This is a genomic window from Actinoplanes sandaracinus (genome assembly GCF_030009775.1).
In the GTDB taxonomy this organism is placed as follows: Bacteria; Actinomycetota; Actinomycetes; order Mycobacteriales; family Micromonosporaceae; genus Actinoplanes; species Actinoplanes sandaracinus.
In genome coordinates this window covers 37,939-56,145 of the sequence record NZ_JASCTH010000043.1, presented here as the reverse complement: position 1 = coordinate 56,145, position 18,207 = coordinate 37,939, and the positions used below count along the sequence as shown (strand labels likewise).

Annotated in this window: 18 protein-coding genes; 3 read left to right on the top strand and 15 right to left on the bottom strand. The window is 70.4% G+C overall.

The features are described 5' to 3' along the window. Positions 1 to 234 precede the first annotated feature (234 nt). From QLQ12_RS42745 to QLQ12_RS42700, 10 genes are all read right to left on the bottom strand, one after another. Positions 235 to 630: a response regulator transcription factor gene (locus QLQ12_RS42745; protein ID WP_282766790.1), complete on the bottom strand. Its 396-nt coding sequence runs from the start codon at positions 628 to 630 to the stop codon at positions 235 to 237. A gap of 130 nt (positions 631 to 760) precedes the next feature. Then, positions 761 to 1,339 carry a type 4a pilus biogenesis protein PilO gene (gene pilO / locus QLQ12_RS42740; protein WP_282766789.1) on the bottom strand — a complete coding sequence of 193 codons (579 nt, stop codon included), beginning with the start codon at positions 1,337 to 1,339 and terminating at the stop codon, positions 761 to 763. After that, positions 1,336 to 2,028 (bottom strand): hypothetical protein, encoded by a 693-nt coding sequence (locus QLQ12_RS42735; protein ID WP_282766788.1) that lies wholly within the window; start codon positions 2,026 to 2,028, stop codon positions 1,336 to 1,338. The genes pilO and QLQ12_RS42735 overlap by 4 nt, the downstream gene beginning before the upstream one ends. After that, positions 2,025 to 3,050, bottom strand: a complete 1,026-nt coding sequence (gene pilM, locus QLQ12_RS42730) for a type IV pilus assembly protein PilM (RefSeq protein ID WP_282766787.1) — start codon at positions 3,048 to 3,050, stop codon at positions 2,025 to 2,027. The genes QLQ12_RS42735 and pilM overlap by 4 nt, the downstream gene beginning before the upstream one ends. 28 nt (positions 3,051 to 3,078) lie before the next feature. Then, positions 3,079 to 3,861, bottom strand: a complete 783-nt coding sequence (locus QLQ12_RS42725) for a prepilin peptidase (protein ID WP_282766786.1) — start codon at positions 3,859 to 3,861, stop codon at positions 3,079 to 3,081. 74 nt (positions 3,862 to 3,935) lie between these two features. After that, positions 3,936 to 4,430 (bottom strand): type II secretion system protein, encoded by a 495-nt coding sequence (locus QLQ12_RS42720; protein ID WP_282766785.1) that lies wholly within the window; start codon positions 4,428 to 4,430, stop codon positions 3,936 to 3,938. Between the two features lie 105 nt (positions 4,431 to 4,535). Further along, a complete protein-coding gene (locus tag QLQ12_RS42715; RefSeq protein WP_282766784.1) occupies positions 4,536 to 5,765 on the bottom strand; it encodes a type II secretion system F family protein in 1,230 nt (409 codons plus the stop codon). Between the two features lie 4 nt (positions 5,766 to 5,769). After that, on the bottom strand, positions 5,770 to 6,891 hold the full coding sequence (locus QLQ12_RS42710) for a type IV pilus twitching motility protein PilT (protein ID WP_282766783.1): 1,122 nt from the start codon (positions 6,889 to 6,891) through the stop codon (positions 5,770 to 5,772). Positions 6,892 to 7,001: 110 nt separating this feature from the next. Next, on the bottom strand, positions 7,002 to 8,666 hold the full coding sequence (locus QLQ12_RS42705) for a GspE/PulE family protein (RefSeq protein ID WP_282766782.1): 1,665 nt from the start codon (positions 8,664 to 8,666) through the stop codon (positions 7,002 to 7,004). Positions 8,667 to 8,741: 75 nt separating this feature from the next. Continuing rightward, complete coding sequence (locus tag QLQ12_RS42700) at positions 8,742 to 9,764, bottom strand: GlxA family transcriptional regulator (RefSeq protein WP_407651703.1); 1,023 nt, start codon at positions 9,762 to 9,764, stop codon at positions 8,742 to 8,744. 53 nt (positions 9,765 to 9,817) lie between these two features. Between QLQ12_RS42700 and QLQ12_RS42695 the strand changes: the two genes are divergently transcribed. Beyond that, on the top strand, positions 9,818 to 11,083 hold the full coding sequence (locus QLQ12_RS42695; RefSeq protein ID WP_282766781.1) for an MFS transporter: 1,266 nt from the start codon (positions 9,818 to 9,820) through the stop codon (positions 11,081 to 11,083). Here QLQ12_RS42695 and QLQ12_RS42690 read toward each other — a convergent pair. Beyond that, complete coding sequence (locus tag QLQ12_RS42690; RefSeq protein ID WP_282766780.1) at positions 11,073 to 11,363, bottom strand: STAS domain-containing protein; 291 nt, start codon at positions 11,361 to 11,363, stop codon at positions 11,073 to 11,075. The two genes, QLQ12_RS42695 and QLQ12_RS42690, sit on opposite strands and share 11 nt — an antisense overlap. A gap of 46 nt (positions 11,364 to 11,409) precedes the next feature. Between QLQ12_RS42690 and fxsT the strand changes: the two genes are divergently transcribed. Continuing rightward, positions 11,410 to 13,833, top strand: a complete 2,424-nt coding sequence (gene fxsT / locus QLQ12_RS42685; RefSeq protein ID WP_282766779.1) for an FxSxx-COOH system tetratricopeptide repeat protein — start codon at positions 11,410 to 11,412, stop codon at positions 13,831 to 13,833. On the opposite strand, the gene QLQ12_RS42680 is transcribed toward fxsT, so the two are convergent. The 3 genes from QLQ12_RS42680 to fxsA are packed head-to-tail and all read right to left on the bottom strand — an operon-like array spanning position 13,828 to position 17,123. Beyond that, positions 13,828 to 15,489: a putative bifunctional diguanylate cyclase/phosphodiesterase gene (locus tag QLQ12_RS42680; RefSeq protein WP_282766778.1), complete on the bottom strand. Its 1,662-nt coding sequence runs from the start codon at positions 15,487 to 15,489 to the stop codon at positions 13,828 to 13,830. The genes fxsT and QLQ12_RS42680 overlap by 6 nt on opposite strands. Before the next feature lie 48 nt (positions 15,490 to 15,537). Continuing rightward, entirely contained in the window at positions 15,538 to 16,944 is a 1,407-nt protein-coding gene (locus QLQ12_RS42675; protein ID WP_282766777.1) for an aKG-HExxH-type peptide beta-hydroxylase, read from the bottom strand. Beyond that, positions 16,941 to 17,123 (bottom strand): FxSxx-COOH cyclophane-containing RiPP peptide, encoded by a 183-nt coding sequence (gene fxsA / locus QLQ12_RS42670; RefSeq protein WP_282766776.1) that lies wholly within the window; start codon positions 17,121 to 17,123, stop codon positions 16,941 to 16,943. Before fxsA ends, QLQ12_RS42675 begins: the two co-directional genes overlap by 4 nt. A gap of 353 nt (positions 17,124 to 17,476) precedes the next feature. On the opposite strand from fxsA, the gene QLQ12_RS42665 reads away from it, so the two are divergent. Beyond that, positions 17,477 to 17,869, top strand: a complete 393-nt coding sequence (locus tag QLQ12_RS42665; RefSeq protein ID WP_282766775.1) for a hypothetical protein — start codon at positions 17,477 to 17,479, stop codon at positions 17,867 to 17,869. 17 nt (positions 17,870 to 17,886) lie between these two features. Here QLQ12_RS42665 and QLQ12_RS42660 read toward each other — a convergent pair whose 3' ends face one another. After that, positions 17,887 to 18,171: a DUF427 domain-containing protein gene (locus QLQ12_RS42660; protein ID WP_282766774.1), complete on the bottom strand. Its 285-nt coding sequence runs from the start codon at positions 18,169 to 18,171 to the stop codon at positions 17,887 to 17,889. Between the last annotated feature and the right edge of the window lie 36 nt (positions 18,172 to 18,207).

Here is an 18,207-nt window from a genome sequence, read left to right as displayed (position 1 = left end):
CTGCGCAGGGCCGGGTGAAGCAGGGCCGGGTGACGTAGGTGGCCCGCGCCGCTACGGGGGGAGCGGCGCGGACCGAACGTAACGATAACCGTCGTTTCGGTAGAAAGCGAGGAGTTGTCGCCGATGCATAGGAAATGCATAGGTAAGCGGCCTTGCCGGAGCTGGCGGGGGAGACCCGGCGCCTTGTCCGGCGGCGATCGGATGACGCCGGCGTTCGCCGGGCGGCGGACCGTTTCAGGCGGCTGATCGATCCGGCTGCCGGCGGCCGATCAGGGTCCGCAGCTCCGTGACGAGCTGCCGGGGGGACAACGGCTTGGTGAGGTATCCGTCGGCGCCCGAGTCCATGCCGGCGTCGAGGTCGTAGGCGTGGGCGTTGCCGGAGACCATGAGGATCGCCATGTTCCGGATCTCCGGGTTGCCGCGGGCCAACTGGCACAGCTCCATGCCGTTCATGGCCGGCATCCGCACGTCGGTGATCATGCCGACCGGCTTGGCGACGGTGAGGATCCGGGCGGCGGTGTGCCCGTCCTTCGCGCCCAGGGCGTGGAAGCCGGCGGCCTCCAGCGTGACCGTGAGCATGTCGCGGACATCGCTGTCGTCGTCGGCGATCAGGATCAGGTTGGGGTTCATCGGGGTTCCCTCCTCGTGGATACCTGCCTGATCGGCGGGAAACCCCGGGGCCACGAGTGTCATCCGGGTGCCGACCGGTTGCACGGAAACGGCCCCGCTCCACCGGAGCAGGGCCGTTGCGCGCCGAACGTCAGGAGTCGACGGGCCTGGTCTCGGTCGAGGTGATGAAGGCGTCCAGCGAGATCTGCAACTCCCAGCCCTTGAGGCCGGAGTTGAGTTTGGCCGACTCGATCAGCACCGCTCGGGGCTGCTCGCTCTGCAGGTGCTTGAGGAACGGAGTGATCTTCTCGATCCGGCCCTCGATGTTCAGGGTGATCGGAAGCTGGGAGACCGTCGGAGTGGTCTCCGAGACTTCTGGAGCGGAGGCGCCGTATCCGCTGACCTCGATGCCGTAGGTGGTGCCGAGGGTCTGCAACTGCTTGAGGAACTCGGGGATCTTGTTGGTTGTCTTCCCGTACGGCAGGGCCTTCTGCGCCGTGCTCAGGGTCGCCTTGTACTCGTCGACCTTTTTGAGCTGTTCTTTCAGCCCGGCCAGCTTCTTCTGCTCCTTGGCCAGTTGGATGACCGTGTCGGCGGTGTCGGCCTGGACACTGTCCCGGGCGGTGTACTGCGGCTTGATCATCATGAACCAGCCGCCCACGACGAGCAGGATGGCCAGCGCCAGTCCGCCGAACAGCCAGATCTGATCGATGCGGCGTGTGGTCATCATTTACCCCCGCTCGGGCATTCGTCAGCGAAGCGGCCGCACAGCGCCTTGTCGGTGATCGTGATCGAGATGGTGTACGAGAAGCCGTCCTGGCCCTTCGTCACGTTCGTGACGAACGGGTTCACCAGGTCCTCCAGATCGCCGAGCTCGTTGACGTAGTCGGCGACGATGCGCTTGTTGTCGGCCGTGCCGGTGACGGTCAGCGTGCCGACGACCCCGGCCGGGACCTCGGCGTCCCCGGCCGCGGCCAGGGAAGCGGTGATCTCCCTGATGGTCATGGTCGGGTCGGTGTCCTCGGCGCGGTCCCGGAGCAGGTTGATCAGGTTGGTCCAGGAGAGGTCGTTCGCCATCATCGCCTTCAGCTCGGCGTTCAGGATCTCCCCGCCCTCCTGGTACTCGACGAGCGCCCTGAACTCGTCGGTCTTCTGGTCGGTGCGCGCCTTGGTCAGCGACTGGAAGGTGTCGTTGTACTCCTCGTCGGCGGTCTGCTTGGCGACCAGGGCCTGCCAGTACCAAGCGCCGAGGACGGCCAGGGTGGCCACCATCAGGAGCACGATCAGCGTGCGGGTTCGCCGGGCCCGCCGGCCTTCCCGGATCTCCGGGGGCAGCAGGTCGGCGCGGATGGTGAGGATGCGGGCCGCCTGCTGCGGCGACACCGTGGGGTCCACGGGCATCAGTGCGGTGGTGGTCATCGGACCGCTCCGAGGGTCAGGCCGATCGACACCGCTGCCGACGGCACGAAACTGTCGAAACCGCGCTCCCGGGCCTTGCGGGTGTCACGGAGGCGGGCCGTGCTGTCCGCGTACATCACGGGGACGCCGAGTTGCTCCTGGAGGTGCTCGGCGAGGCCGGGCATGAGCGCGCTGCCGCCGCAGAGCGAGATCCGGGTGACCTGCTTCTGCCGCTCGCCGGAGGCGAGGTAGGTGAAGGAGCTGCGCAGCTCGCTGGCGAGCGGGCGGACCGCGTCGACCAGGGCGGCCACGGTGTCCGGATTGCCGTCACCGTGCATGCCGTACCGGCACTTGACGGCCTCGGCCTCGCCGGGCTGCAGGCCGAGGCGGGTGGCGATACTCTCGGTGATCTCGGTGCCGCCTCGGGGGAGAGTACGGACGAACAGCGGTTCACCGTCCGCGTGCACGACCACGCTGGTGATGTTGGCGCCGATGTCGACGATCGCCTCGACCTGGGCGTCCAGCCGGGAGGCGGCGCGGAGCATGGCGAACGAGGCGAGGTCGACGCCCTTGACCTTGAGGCCGGCCTTCTGGACCGCCTGGACCAGGGTGAGCACCGCGTCCTTGGGCATGGCGATCAGCAGTCCGCGGACGGTCGGGTTGTCGCCCGGCTGCTCCAGCGGGTAGAAGTCCAGCAGCGAGCGCTCGACCGCGAGCGGCAACTGTTCCTTCACCTGGAACGGCAGGGCCTGACGCATCTGGCTGGCCGGCAGGTTGGCGACCGACGCCTCGCGCACCACCAACTGCGGGTTGGTGACCGCGAGGGTGACCTTCTTGCTGCCGAACCTGCAGGCGGCCCAGAGCTGCTTGACCGCGTTGGTGACCGCGCCCGGGTTCTGCACCACGCCGGCTACCACGGTGCCGGCCTCCAGCGGCATCTGGCCGAAGTTGACGAGCGTGTAGTCGTCCTTGTTGCGACGGACCTCCACGGCTCGAATGGAGGACGAGCCGATGTCCAGCCCGATCGGTGTTGCGCCAGCCATCGGTCTTCCTTCCTTCTCGGCGGGTTGTCTAAACGGAGGGGAGGAGCAGGTTCGTGTACCAGTCGGCGAGCGGAGCCGCGGCGAAGACCGCCAGGAAGGCGCCGGCCAGCATGTACGGGCCGAACGGGATGCGGCTCTTCCGGCTCGCCAGTTTGAGGGCCAGCAGGACGCCGCCGACCAGGCCGCCGAGCACGAACCCGGCGAAGGCGCCGACCATGACCGCGCTCCAGCCGAGCCAGCCGAGGTAGAAGCCGAGCAGCGGGGCCAGCTTCACGTCGCCGCCGCCCATGCCCCAGAGGGCGAGCACTCGGTAGAGCACGTAGAGCAGCCCCGCGGCGAACAGACCGCGGAGCAGGTCCGCCGGGTCGCCCGCGACCAGGGAGACCGGTACCAGGAGGGCGGCGGCCACAGCGTACGAAGGAAGGACGATCTTGTTGGGAAGCCGCAGGACGTCCAGGTCGATCATCGCCAGGGCGATCGCGACGGCGGCCAGGTAGAGGTAGGCGGGAAGTTCCCAGGACCAGCCGAAGCGGGCCGCGACCGCCACGAACAGGACGGCGGTGCCGGCCTCGACCAGCGGGTAGCGGGCGCTGATCCGGGTGCCGCAGTCGGCGCACCGGCCGCGCAGCATCAGCCAGCCGAGCACCGGCACGTTGTGCCGGGCCCGGACCGGGTTGCCGCACTCCGGGCAGTGCGATCCGGGCGTGACCAGCGACTCGTCGCGGGGGACTCGGTGGATCACGACGTTCAGGAACGAGCCGATCGCGAGTCCGAGGAGAGCCACGATGCCGAACAGCGGGGCCAGGAGCATCGTGGTCCTCCTCCTACTTCGTCAGGGGATGAGCCCGGGTGGCGCCGGCGTCGGTGCCACCCGGGTGTGGTGCGTCAGGAGCAGGTGGCGAGGGTGAGGACCTTGCCCGCGTCGCTGACCGAGCCACCGGCGGTGCTGTCGTAGAGGAAGTACTTGTCGCTACCGCCGGTGTTGGTCGCGCAGATCCGGTAGGACTTCTCGTCGACCTTGTAGTAGGCGAGCTTGGTCTTGTCGGAGAGCGTGATGGTGGCCTTCGCACCACCCGTGGCGTTCAGCGGCGGGAGTTCCAGAACCTTGGCGTCGCCGGTCTCCTCAGACTTGCTCGCCGGGAACTTGTTGCCGTTGTTGGTGTAGTACTGCTCGACCGCGCTGATGGCGCCGCGCACGTCGGACTGCGCCGACTTGTCGGCCGCGCCCTGGCGGTAGTTCAGGTACACCGGCACGGCGATCGCGACCAGGACGCCGATGATGACGACCACGACCAGAAGCTCGATCAGGGTGAAGCCCTCGTCGTTCTTCTTGCCGGCGCGGAGTCGGGCGATGATGTCCTGCATTCGGGGTGCCTCCATGGGCAGAGTGGTGGGGCGGGGATGGGTGAACCGGGCTCGGGCGCCCGGGTGGTGCTGCAGGCCGTCGGGAGTCGGCCAGGAAATGGCTGTTCTGTTCGCGGGTCGTCAGCCCTGAATGCTCTGGCCGATCGTGAACATCGGCAGATAGAGGCAGATGACCATGCCGCCGACCACGGTGCCCATGACGACCACCATGATGGGTTCGATCGATGCGGTCAGTGACTCGGCTGCGGTGTCGACCTCTCTGTCGTAGAAGTCGGCAACCTTGTCGAGCATCTGACTGATCTGACCGCTCTCCTCCCCGACTTCGATCATCTGGGTGACCATCGTCGGGAAGATCGGGTGATGGCGCAGCGCCGAGGACATGGGCTGACCGTCACGAACGGTCGACTGCACGTCCTTCATCGCGGCGTTGATGACTTCGTTGCCGGTGGTCTCACCGACCACGGCGAGGGCCTGCATGATCGGAACGCCGACGTTCAGCAGCAGTCCCAGGTTGCGGGAGAAGCGGCTCATGGCGAGCTTGCGCAGCAGTGGCCCGAAGACGGGTAACCGCATCTTGATCTTGTCGACCCTGAACCGGAACTCTTCGCTGGTCCGCATCTGCCGCTTGTAGAAGACGCTGCCAGCGATCATCGAGCCCAGGGTCAGGGGCCCGATCCAGCCCATGTTGTGGCTGGCCGTGACCAGGAACTGGGTGGGCGCCGGCAGTTCGCCGCCGAGGTTCTTGAACATCGATTCGAAGATCGGGACGATGAAGATCAGAACGCCGGCGATCATGATGAAGGTGAAGCCCAGCACGATCGCCGGGTAGGTCAGTGCGGCCTTGATCTTGCCGCGGAGCACGGTGTCCTTCTCCAGGCTCACGGCGATCTGCTCGAGAGCCTTGTCGATCATGCCGCCCGCCTCGCCGGCCCGGATCATGGCGATCATCAGACGCGGGAAGACCCGGTCGTGCTTGGCCATCGACGCCGAGAGCCCGCTGCCGCCGGCCACGTCCGTGCGCACCTCGGCGATCGCCGTCTTCAGCGGCGGCGACGAGGACTGCTCCTCGAGGATCGACAGCGATCGCAGCAGCGACATGCCGGACGAGGTCATCGTGGCGAACTGCCGCGCGAAGACGGCCAGGTCCTTCAGCTTGACACGGTTCCCCAGGCCGGGGATCTTGATGTCCTTCTGCAGGCCCTGCCCGGCCACGGTCAGGCCGAGCGGCACCTCGCCACGGGTGCGCAGCAGGTGGGTGGCGGCGGCCTCGTTGGGGGCCTCGATGGTCCCCTTGGCCTTCTTCCCGGTGGCGTCGAGCGCCTCGTAGTGGAAGGTCTTCGTGTTCGCCATCGGATCACGCCCTTCCCACGAGCCGCTTGAGCTCCTCGGGGGAGTGGCAGAGCTCCAGCGCGGTCGGCATGTTGACGATGCCCTCGCGCACCTTCTCGGCCAGGTGCTGGTCGAAGGCGAGCATGCCGTCGGCGCCGCCGGCCTGCATGAAGGACGGGATCTGGTGGGTCTTGCCCTCCCGGATCAGGCTGCGGATGGCCGGGGTCGCGGAGAGGATCTCGCAGATCACCGCACGCCCCCTTCCGTCGGCCGTCGGCGCCAGCGCCTGCGTGATCACGCCCTGCAGGCTGGCTGCCAGCTGGGCGCGGATCTGCAACTGCTGGTGCGGCGGGAAGATGTCGATGACCCGGTCGATGGTCTGGGTGGCGCTCTGCGTGTGCAGCGTCGCCATCACCAGGTGACCGGTCTCCGCCGCGGTCAGCGCCGTGGCGGTGGTCGTCAGGTCGCGCAGCTCGCCGACCAGGATGATGTCCGGGTCCTGCCGCAGCGCGTGCTTGAGCGCGCTGGCGAAGGTGTCGGTGTCGGCGCCGACCTCACGCTGGTTCACCACGCAGCGCTTGTGCGGGTGGAGGAACTCGATCGGGTCCTCGATGGTGATGATGTGGTCGGATCGGCTGCGGTTGGCGAGGTCGAGCAGTGAGGCCAGAGTGGTGGTCTTGCCGGAACCGGTCGGGCCGGTCACCAGGACGAGACCACGCGGCAGGTGTGCGAACCGGGCCACCGAGTCCGGCATGCCCAGTTCGTCCAGCGGCTTGATCTTGTGCGGGATGGCCCGGAAGACCGCGCCGCACGAGGTCCGCTGGCGGTAGAGGTTGCCGCGGAAGCGGGAGACGCCGATGATGCTGTGCGCGAAGTCCATCTCCTGCTCGGCGAGGAACTTCTGCCACTGGGCCTCGGTGACCGCCGCGCGAGCCAGCAACTCGGTGTCAGACGTGTTGAGCTTGCCGTAACCGGGTACCGGCCGCAGCGAGCCGTGCACCCGCATCATCGGCGGGGATCCGACGGTCAGGTGCAGATCGGAGCCGCCTGCTTCGACCAGGGTGACGAGCAGGTGGTCGAGCACGTCCAGGCCGTCCGTGGACGCGGCGGTGTCCGCCTGACGTGCCTCGTGCTGGAGCGTGTCCATCTGTTCTCCCGGTCCGTGATCGGTGTTTTCCCCGACTCTTGTTGAATCGGCACACTCGGGACGGGCTTTAGTAGCGGAACCGGTGCGGTCGGAAGCGGAACAGTTGCGGATCAGACGGCGATCCGGGACACCTCGCGGATCGAGGTGAGCCCGCCGGCCGCTTTGACCAGGCCGTCGGTGCGCAGGTCGTACATGCCCTGGGCGAGGGCGACCTCGCGGATCTCACCGGCCGAACAGCGCCGGATGGTCAGTGACTCGATCTCCGGGCTCACCGGCATCACCTCGTGCACCGCGATCCGGCCCTTGTAACCGGTGTTCGCGCAGTTCCGGCAGCCCACCGGCTTGTACAGCACCTCGGGGAAGGGCAGATCCTGCAGCGGCCAGTTGGCGCCGATGATCTCCTCCTCGGTCGGGGCGTACGGCTCCTTGCACCAGTCGCAGATGCGCCGGGCGAGACGCTGGGCGAGGACGCAGTCCAGCGACGAACCGACCAGGAACGGCTCGATGCCCATCTCGGTGAGCCGGGTGACCGCGCCGGGCGCGTCGTTGGTGTGCAGCGTGGAGAGGAGCAGGTGGCCGGTGAGGGCGGCCTCGACCGCGATCTGCGCGGTGTTGCCGTCCCGGATCTCACCGATCAGGACCACATCCGGGTCGGTACGCAGGATCGCAGGCAGCACCGCCGCGAAGGTCAGTCCCGCCTTCGCGTTGACCTGCACCTGGTTGATGCCCCGCAGCCGGTACTCGACCGGATCCTCCACCGTGATCACGTTGACCTCGGGACGGCTGATCTTGCCGAGGGTGGCGTAGAGCGTGGTCGACTTGCCGGAGCCGGTCGGGCCGGTGACCAGCACCATGCCGTGCGGCTTGCTGAACGATGCGGAGAACCGGTCCAGGTTGTGCTGGGTGAAGCCGAGTTTCGCCAGGTCCAGGTCGATGCCGCCGGTGTCGAGGACCCGGAGCACGATCTTCTCGCCCCAGACGGTGGGCAGGGTGGCGGTACGCAGGTCGACCGTCCGGTCCCGGATCATCGCGGTGATGCGGCCGTTCTGCGGGATCCGCTTCTCGGTGATGTCGACCCCGGACATGATCTTGATGCGGGAGATCAGGGCCGCCATCACGCCACGGGGCACCAAGTCCACCTCGTGCAGCACGCCGTCGATCCGGTACCGGACCCGCATGTCGTCCTCGGTCGGCTCCAGGTGCAGGTCGGAGGCGCGGTTCATGACCGCCTGCTCGATCAGGCTGTTCACGTAACGCACGATCGGCGCGTCGTCGCTGCTGGTGGCCTGCGCCGACATGCCGGCCGAGTCATCCGAGTCGTCGGCGATGTCGGCGAGGTCGGCGCCCTCGCGCTGGAGCCGCTCGATGATCCGGCGGACCTCGCTGCGGGCCACCACCACCGGGCGGATCGTCATGCCGGTGGCGGCGCGCACGTCGTCCAGGGCCACCACGTCGGCCGGGTCGGTGACGCCGACCACCAGTTCGCCGTCGTTGATCGCCAGCCCGAGCACCCGGTGGCGCAGCACCACCGGCAGGGGGATCCGCTTGAGAGCCTGCGGGTCCGGGGTGTAGCCGACCAGATCGAGGGTGTTGATCCCGAACGCGGCGGCAGCGGCCTGGGTCAGCTGTTCCTCGGTGACCACCTGATCGTTGATCAGGACCGCACGCACCGACCGGCCGCTGCGCTGGGCCTCCGCTGAGGCGCGGTCCACCGCAGCGGGGTCCACGCCGATCTGCTTGAGGGCGTCCAGGAGCGGGCGGAAGGTCTGATCCATATGTTCCTCAGCGAGGGCGCGACAGAGTGCTCAACTGAACCATCGGACGCTTCGGTGCCGACCTGAGCGGGAAGATCAGCTTGGGGAGTGACGGAAGGTGCGCCGGTACGCCGAAGGTGCCACCCCGATCGTCGCGTGCAGGTGCTGCCGCAGGGCGGTCGCGCTGCCCAGCCCCGACCGGCGGGCCACCGCGTCGACCGCCAGATCGGTGGACTCCAGCAGGACGCGGGCGTGCTCGACCCGCCGGCGGAGCAGCCACTGTCGCGGGCTGAGCCCGGTCTCGTCCCGGAACCGGCGGGTGAAGGTGCGCACGCTCATCCGGGCGTGCCCGGCCATCTCCTCCAGGGTGACCGGTTCGGCCAGCCGGTCCAGCACCCAGGCCCGGGTCGTCTCGGTGCCGGCGCCGTTCACGGCCGGGACCGGCCGTTCGATGTACTGCGCCTGGCCGCCGTCCCGCCACGGCGGCACCACGCAGCGGCGGGCCGCCCGGTTCGCCACCCCGGAGCCGTGATCGGTGCGGATGATGTGCAGGCACAGGTCCACTCCGGCGCCGACGCCGGCCGAGGTCAGCACGTCGCCGTCGTCGACGAAGAGCACGTCGAAGTCCCATGCGACGGCCGGATAGAGCCCGCCGATGCGCTCGGCCCACGCCCAGTGCGTCGCGGCCGGGCGGCCGTCGAGCAGCCCGGCGGCGGCCAGCACCGACGCTCCGGTGCAGATCGAGACGATCCGGGCGCCCCGCGCCGCGGCGGCGACCAGCGCCTCCCGGACGTCGGCGGGCAGGGTGCCGTCGGTCACCGGCCCGCCGCGGTGGATCCCCGGGACGATCACCGTGTCGGCCTCGTCCAGGGTCTCCAGGCCGGCGGAGGGGACGACGGTGAAGCCGAGTTCGGTGGTCACCGGACCGGGCCCGCAGACCCGGATGTCGTACAGCCTCGTGAGATCGTCGTCGCGGGCCGCGATGAAGACCTGCGTGGCCGTGCCGAGGTCGAACGGGACCAGGCCGTCGAGGACCAGCACAGCGATGAGATGACGTGCGTTCCGATCTCGGGTGGCGGGCCGGGCGGCGGGACGGGGCATGGCTCGATTCTTGCGCATGATGGCCTCCGGGCCACTCGTCCGGATCACCGAGAGGCAGAAGGATCGGTGCTGTGAGACGCATCCATCCCGCCTGGGCCGTCGCCGCGGTCGCCTTCGTCGCCCTGATCGGCGCCGCCGGATTCCGGGCCACCCCGTCCGTCATGCTCCAGCCGCTGCACGACGAGTTCGGCTGGTCGCTCGGCACCATCTCCGCCGCCGTCTCGGTGAACCTGCTGCTCTACGGCCTGACCGCACCCTTCGCCGCGGCCCTGATGGCCCGGTTCGGCATCCGCCGCGTCGCGATGGGCGCGCTGCTGCTGATCTCGGCCGGCTCCGGACTGACCCTCGGGATGACCGCGAGCTGGCAACTCATGCTCTGCTGGGGCGTGCTGGTCGGCCTCGGCGCCGGCTCGCTCGCCCTCGGGTTCGTGGCCACCGTCACCGGCCGGTGGTTCGTCCGGCACCGCGGCCTGGTCACCGGGGTGCTCACCGCCGCCGGGGCGACCGGGAACCTGATCTTCCTGCCGGTGCTGTCCCAGATCGTCGAGTCGGACGGGTGGCGGACGGCGGCTCTCACCGTCTCGGTGGCGGCGCTGCTCGTCGTACCCCTGATCGCCTGGCGCCTGCGGGACCACCCGGCCGACCTGGGCGTGCCCGCTCTCGGCGCCACCGAGATCGACGTGCCGGTGAAACCGGCCGGAGGAGCGGCGGGAAACGCGCTGCGCGCGTTGCGGGACGCCGCCCGGACGAGGCCGTTCTGGCTGCTCGCGGGCGGGTTCGCGATCTGCGGGGCGACCACCAACGGGCTGGTCGGCACGCACTTCATCCCGGCGGCCCACGATCACGGGATGGCGCAGACCACCGCGGCGGGCCTGCTCGCGCTGGTCGGGCTCTTCGACATCGTCGGCACCATCGCCTCGGGCTGGCTGACCGACCGGGTGGACAGCCGGATCCTGCTCGGCGCCTACTACGCGCTGCGCGGGCTGTCGCTGCTGGTGCTGCCGTCGCTGTTCGCGGCCACCGCGCACCCCAGCATGCTGATCTTCATCCTCTTCTACGGGCTGGACTGGGTGGCCACCGTGCCGCCGACCGTGACGCTCTGCCGGGAGTACTTCGGCGCGTCCGGGCCGATCGTCTTCGGCTGGGTCTTCGCCTCACACCAGTTCGGCGCGGCGGCCGCCGCCACCGCGGCCGGCCTGGTCAAGGACCAGTTCGGCGCCTACACCATCGCCTGGTACGCCGCGGGCGGCCTGGCGATCCTCGGCGCGATCCTCAGCCTGATGCTGTACGCCGGGAAACGGCTGCCGGATCTCGAGCGGGTCCGGGCTACGGCGTGACCGGGACGACCTCCATCAGACCGCTCAGCACGAGGACCTGCCGCACCTGAGTGGACGGGTTCGCCAGGAGGAACCCGGTGCCGTTGACGCGGGCGCGCTGGAACGCCGAGATCAGCGCGCCCAGCCCGGTCGAGTCGATGAAGGACACGCCGGCCATGTCGACGACGAGCCGCCGCGGACGGCGATCGACCGCGTCGCCCAGTTCGACGCGCAGTTGCTCGACGGTCAGAATGTCGATCTCGCCCTGCAATGGCAGGATGAGTGTGCCGTCATCGGTCACCAGACCCTCCTTTTCTGTGGCCAACGTTCCACGTACGGTAATCGGCATGCCGATTCGGGGCGGTCTGCCACCACGCAACCCCCGCTTCGTGGGCCGCGAGACGCTGTTGACCCACATGCGTGACCTGCTCGGCAACGGCCCGGTGGTGCTGCTGCCGAGCCCGGAGCATCAGCTCGGCGGCACCGGGCGGACTCAACTGGCCGTCGAGTACGCCTACCGTCATGCCGAAGCGTACGACTTGATCTGGTGGATTCCCGCCGAGCAGACCGCCGGAACCCGGTCGGCGCTGGCCGGGCTGGCACAGCGGCTCGGCGTGCCGGAGGCCCACGATCTCAACCGGACGCTCGCCGCCGTGCGGGACGCGTTGAGCCGCGGCGAGCCGTACCGGAACTGGCTGGTCGTCTTCGAGAACGCGAACCGTCCCGAGGACATCACGCCCTACCTGCCCAGCGGGGCCGGGCATGTGCTGGTGACGAGCCGGAACCCACGGTGGACGGCCGAGGTGGCGCAGGCGCTGCCGGTGCCGGTCCTGGACCGGGTGGACAGTGTGGACCTGCTGCGGGCCCGCGCGCCCGAGCTGTCCGCCGTCGACGCCGACCGGCTCGCCGCCCGGCTGGAGGACGTGCCGATCGCGCTGGACCTGGCAGCCGCGGTGCGTGAGACGACCGGCCGTTCGGTCGGCGGCTATCTGGAGGACTACGAGCGCCGCGCCGGCGAACTGGCCTTCCCCACTCCGATCCGGGTGGCCTGGGGCCTGGCCGCTGAGGCGCTCGGCGCGGCCGCCCCGGCCGACCGGGCGCTCCTGGAGCTCTGCACGTTCCTGGCCAGCGCGCCGATCTCGTGGCGGCTGCTCTGGGCGGCGCGGACCTTGCCGCTGGATCCGGAACTCGCCCGGACGGTTCGGGTCGAGCGACGGCTGCGGGCCGCGATGCGGCGGATCGCGCGGTACGGCCTGGCCGGCCTCGACCCGGCCGGCGAGCGGCTGACCGTGCACCCGCTGATCCGGGGCATGTTCGGCCAGGAGCTCAGCTCGGAAGCGCATGCGGCGCTGCTGCGGACGGTCCGGGGCATGCTGGCCGCCGCCGATCCGGGCGATCCGGACGATCCGGCCGGCTGGTACCGGTACGCCGAGCTGGCCCCGCACCTGGTCCACTCCGACCTCCTCGGCGGCGACGTGGAGGAGGTCCGCCAACTGGTGATCAACTGCATTCGGTTCCACTACGCCCGCGGCGACTACGACTCCAGCCGTGACCTGGCGAGCGCGGCGGTGGCCCGGTGGCGCGACCGGCTGGGCGAGTCCGCCGAACAGACCCTGCTCGCGGCGTTTCACCTGGCCAACGCGTTGCGGGCGATCGGGCGCAAGGACGACGCCCGCAACCTCAACCTGCAGACCCTGCGCACCCAGCGGGAGGTGGTCGGCGCCGACGACGAGACCACCCTGGCCACCGCCAACAGCGTCGGCGCCGACCTGCGGATGCAGGGCCACTTCGGCCAGGCCCGGCAGCTCGACGCGGACAACCTGGTGCGCTACCGCCGCCTCTTCGGGGAGAGTTACCCGACCGCGCTGCGCTGCGCCAACAACCTCGCCGCCGACCTGCGGCTGCTCGGTGACTTCCGGGGCGCCCGGGCGCTGGACGAGCAGGTGCTGCGGCACCGGCTGGCGATCTTCGTGGAGGGGCATCCGGAGACCGTGGCGTCCCGGGCCGCGCTCGCCTTCGACCTGTTCGGGCTCGGTGACTACGCCGGGGCGGCGGAGGTGATCGCCGTCCGGCCGGGCGACACGGTGCCCGCCGACCATCCGTTCGCTCTCTGGGCGGGGCGGTGTGCCGCGATGGCCGCCCGCCGCCGCGGTGATCCGTCGGCTCGCGGCCTGGCCGAGGCGAACCTGGCGATGAGCCGGCAGCGGTTCGGTGACCTGAGCGTCGACACCCTGGCCGCGGCCGTCTCGGCGGCGAACTGCGCCCGCGCCGACGGCGACCTGGACGGGGCTCACCACCTGCTGGAACGTGCGGTGGCCCGCTATCACGCGGTGCTCGGCGACGATCATCCGTTCACGCTGGCCGCCTCGGCCGGGCTGGCCGGGGTGGTTCGGGCGACCGGCCGGCACGGTGAGGCCCGCACCATCGACCAGGAGGTCCTCGTGGGTCTCCGGCGCAGTGTCGGCCCCGACCACCCGTTCACGCTGAGCTGCGCGAACGGGCTGGCCGCCGACCTGGTCGCGGCGGGGGAGGCCCAACCGGCCCGGGAACTGGCGGCGGACACGTTGCGCCGCTCCCGGGCGGTGCGCGGCCCCGACCACCCGGACACCGTGGCGTGCGCGTGGAACCTGGCGCTCACCGACGGTGACGAGACGGTCCGGCAGCAGGCCCTGGACGGGCTGGTCAAAGTGTTCGGCGACGGCCACCCGGTGTTCCGGGTGACCGCCGCCGAGCAGCAGGTGGAGACTGAGGTGGACCTGCCGCCGCTATAGAACCTCGGCCGACTGCTTGTCCAGCAGTTCGGTCACCCCGAGGGCCGGCATCGGCCGGGCGAAGTGGTAACCCTGCGCACGCCCGCAGGCCAGTTCTTTGAGCCGTTCCGCCTGGCCGGCGTCCTCCACGCCCTCGGCTACCGGTGACAGGTTGAAGGTGCGTGCGATGTGCATGACCGCCTCGGCCACCGAGGCCCCGCCGGTCTCCGGCATCGCCTGCACGAAGGAGCGGTCGATCTTGACCACGTCCACCGGCAGGGTGCTGAGGTGGCTGAGCGAGGAGAAGCCGGTGCCGAAGTCGTCCAGGGCGATCCGTACACCCAGTTCCTTGAGCGCGGACAGCACCCGGGCGGACTCGACCAGGTCGGTCAGGGCCACCGACTCGGTCAGTTCCAGCACCAGGTCCTGCGGGGGCAGGCCGGTGCGGACCAGAACCTCGCGTACCTCGTCGATCAGCTTGGGGTTGCCGAGCTGCGAGGCGGACAGGTTGACGTTGAGCTCGAAGCCGGGGAACTGGACCTGCCAGTCCATCGCCTGACGGCAGGCCTCCTCCAGGACCCAGCCGCCGAGGCGGGGCACCTGGCCCAACTGCTCGGCCAGCTCCAGGAAGAGCGCCGGCGGGACCAGGCCCTTCTTCGGGTGCCGCCAGCGGACCAGGGCCTCCACGCCGACGGTCATGCCGCCGTTGGTAAGGTCCACGATCGGCTGGTAGTGCACCTCGAACTCGCCGGCCTCCAGGCCGCGCATCAGGTCGGCCTCGGCCACCCGCCGCTGCTCGGCGGCAGCGAACAGGACCGGGTCGAACCGGCGGGCCACCCCGCCGCCGTCCCGTTTGGCCCGGATCAGGGCCTGGTCGGCGCGGCGCAGCACCGCGTCGAGACCGTCGCCGCCGTCGGTGATCGCCACCCCGGCGCTGGCCCGGATGCTCAGCGTGACGCCACCCACCTGCAGCGGGCGGTGCAACTCGGTGAGGACACGTTCGGCCACCGCGACCGCGGCGTGCTCGTCCTCGAGGCTGGGCAGCAGCACCACGAACTCGTCACCGTCCAGGCGGGCGACCGTGTCGTTGGCGCGGACGTTCACCGAGAGCCGGTCGGCCGCGGCGCGCAGCAGATCGTCGCCGACCGCGTGCCCGAGGACGTCGTTGACGTCCTTCAAGCCGTCCAGGTCGACCACGATGACCGCGGTCTTGGTGCGGCGCGGCTCGGCGAGGACCTCCTCGGCGTACTCGACGAACATCCGCCGGTTGCCGATCCCGGTCAGCGGGTCCCGGAAGGCCTGCTGTGCGAGCAGCGTCTGCTGCCGGTTCCGGTCCGGGTCGATCCGGTTGCCGAAGAACTGCTTGACCACTCCGGCCGCCGCGATCAGCAGGACCAGCCAGGTCGCCGCCGTCGGCAGGTCCCCGGTCAGGTGCCGGATGGCGGCCACCGCCAGCGCGGCCGCCACCGTGGTGTTCCGGAGCAGGCCACGCCGTCCGTCCAACAGCAGGACGGCCATTCCCAGGCACAGCGCCGCGAGTAGCGGGATGATCCGGCCCGGCAGTCCACCGGGGTATGCCGGATCAGCCACCGGCCAGGCAAGCAATACCAGCGACGCGAGCACCACCGTGTCGTCTACGACAACCCGTACCCGGTCCCACTGAGCGTTGCGACCCACGTTTCCACCTCCGGCGGAACTCATCGGTCCTGTCCGGTCCCGGTTGAGTCATCCGGGCAGCCAATCCGCCAGCGCGCCGATCTCCGCCTCCGGGACAGCACGGGCAACCGCTCTCACCACCTCCGGCCGACGGCGCAACGCCGGGCTCGGGGAGACCAGGGCGAGGCCGCTCCAGGCCGACTCGTTCCCACGATCAACACCGAGTTCCCTCTGGTACGCCGTGACGGCCGCCCCGTCGTCTCCGCGCACACACGCCTGATCCGCGCCGGCGCCGGCCGCGGGCTCACCCTTGACCAGCGCCCGCACCAGTGGCAGCCGGGGACTGTTCTCCAGGGCCCGCCCCGAACCGGCCGCCAGCACCGCTTCGGCCGCCGGCGGCGCCTCGCCGGCCCGCCAGGCGTGCACCAGCCGGGCGGTGTCGGCCTCGGTGACCGTCAGGTTCCGCAGCCGCCATCGCACCCGGTGATCATTGTTGGCGAGATCGGCGAGCCGGCGCGTCTCCGGCTCGACCGGCTCGTCGAGCCACGGCCGGACCTCGTCGAGCAGGGCCCTGACGAAACGGGTCCCGGCCCTGGTCAGCTCACCGCCACGGAGCAGGCCCTCCGCCGCGTCCGCCACGGACGTCCGCCGGCGGGCGAACTCGAAGGCCGCCATCGGTCCCGGTTCGGACCGGTGGAAACGGGTCACGGCCAGATAGGCGTAGGCGCCGTGGAGCACCCCGAAAGCCGGTCGCGGGTCGTCGCGCCACGGCGAATAGCCCACCGGGCCGTCCGGTTTCACCAGGTCGAACAGGAGGTGGGTGGCGTTCAGCAGGCTGTGCTGGATCTCGTGCACCAGCCCGGCCGCCAGCGCCCCCGGGCCGGGCGGGGCCGACATCGCCACCGCGCCGAACGCCTCCGCCGAGGTGGCGCTGATGCCCTCGGCCGACGGGTCCAGCTCGACCGGGACGATCACCCGGAGCACCGCGGCCAGGATCTCGGCGGCCGGGCGGTGCCGGCGCACCAGCCGGGCCCACGCCTGCTCGAGGCAGGTGCGCCAGTGCTCCAGCCCGGACGGGGTGACCGGGCCGGCCGGCGTGAGGCCCAACCGTGCCCGGACCGGCTCGGCGTCCTCCAGCCGTACGGTCAGGGTCAGGTCCTCGCAGGTCGCGGTGAGGAGGTGACCGCCGGGCGGCGCGGGGGGCGGCGTGCTCCCGGAGGCGGTGCGCAGCGCGTGGGTGGCCCACAGGCCGGTCATCGGGTCGGCGGTCCAGCGGGCCGCCTCCTCCGGGGGGACGGCGCGCAGGCCTGCGTACCACTCAGGGGTGTCGGAAACCTGGCGCCGCAACTGTCGGAGGAGAAGCAGATTGCGGCTGTGCTCGGCGCGGCGCAGCGCGTCGAGGGTGCCTTTCCCGGGGCGTCCGGCGCCGAGCGCCGCGAAGGCGGCATCAGTGAGGCGAAAGGGTTGGACCGTCACAGGGCGGAGTTGAAACCGGCGATCGGCTCGCGGTGCGCGGAGTCGTCGGTCACCCGGCGAACGGCGCGGGCGAGGGCCGAGTCGTCGTGCTCCAGGAGTTCCGCGAGGGTCGAGGCGGAGACGTCGGGCATCACGGAGCGCCACTCCTCCGGCTCGTCGCCGTCCGTGCCTGCGTGCACCGCACCCTCCCCGGTACCGCTCGTGTCGATCGATGCGTTGCCTGAAGGTTACGGCGGTCGCCGGGTCGGGTGACCAGCGGGAGTCACCACGGCGGGTGCTCGCGGGGCTTGCGCGGCCGTGATCTCATGGGACGTCATCACCGCAAGTCGGTAACGGAGGGCAAACGTGCTGGGTGGAGAGCTGGGCGCTGATCATGGCGTCTCACGCGCCGACGAGGGCGCTGTCCCGGGCGGTGTTCCGGTCGATGTCGAGGAGCCGGTGATGCCGGTGCCGGAGTTCCCGACCTTCGATCACACACCGAGGTTGCCGCACCAGTCGCCCGGCAACGGATTCGAGAGCGGGCGAGACAGCCGTGCCCGGTGAACCAGGCCCCTCGCTCCCGCGGCGCGGCCCCGCACCGCCGGTCGACCGGATGGACAACGCCGAGCTGGCCCGGCTGATCGAGGCCGAGCATCCGTACCGGGGGAAGGCGCTCTTCGAGCTCTGCGACCGGGTCGCGCTGGACGACGACGCGGCGACCAAGGTCGGGATGCTGTCGCGGCTGACCTCGCTGCGCCGGGCGCGGCTCTTCGACCGGGTGTCACTGGCCTGGTCGGCGATCATCGCGCTGCTGGCGGCGGAGACGGCGCACTCCCGCGACGAGGCGTACGCGGCGTTCTACGCGCTCGACCCGGAGGAGCAGCGGGACATGCTGGACTATCTGGAGGTCACGAAGGTCGAGGAGGCCCACCCGCGGATCACGTGAGCGGGCCTCCGGCGGGCTTACGACTCGACGCGGACGTCTCTGCGGAACGCGACCCGGTCGCGGACGGCTGAGGCGTCCGGTTTCGGGTCGGGGTAGAACCATGCGACGTCCGCGGCGGTGTGCCCGTCCGCCCGGAGCGAGTAGTAGGACGCCTTGCCCTTCCAGGGGCAGACGGTGTGCGTTTCCGAGGGGACGAGCACGTCCTCACGGATGCTGGCGAGGGGGAAGTAGTGGTTGCCCTCGAGTACCACCGTGTCGTCGCTATCGGCGATCACTTCGTCGTTCCAGATGGCCTTCGGCATGTCCTGAACGTAGCGCGTGGTCGGGTTTGTGTCTGA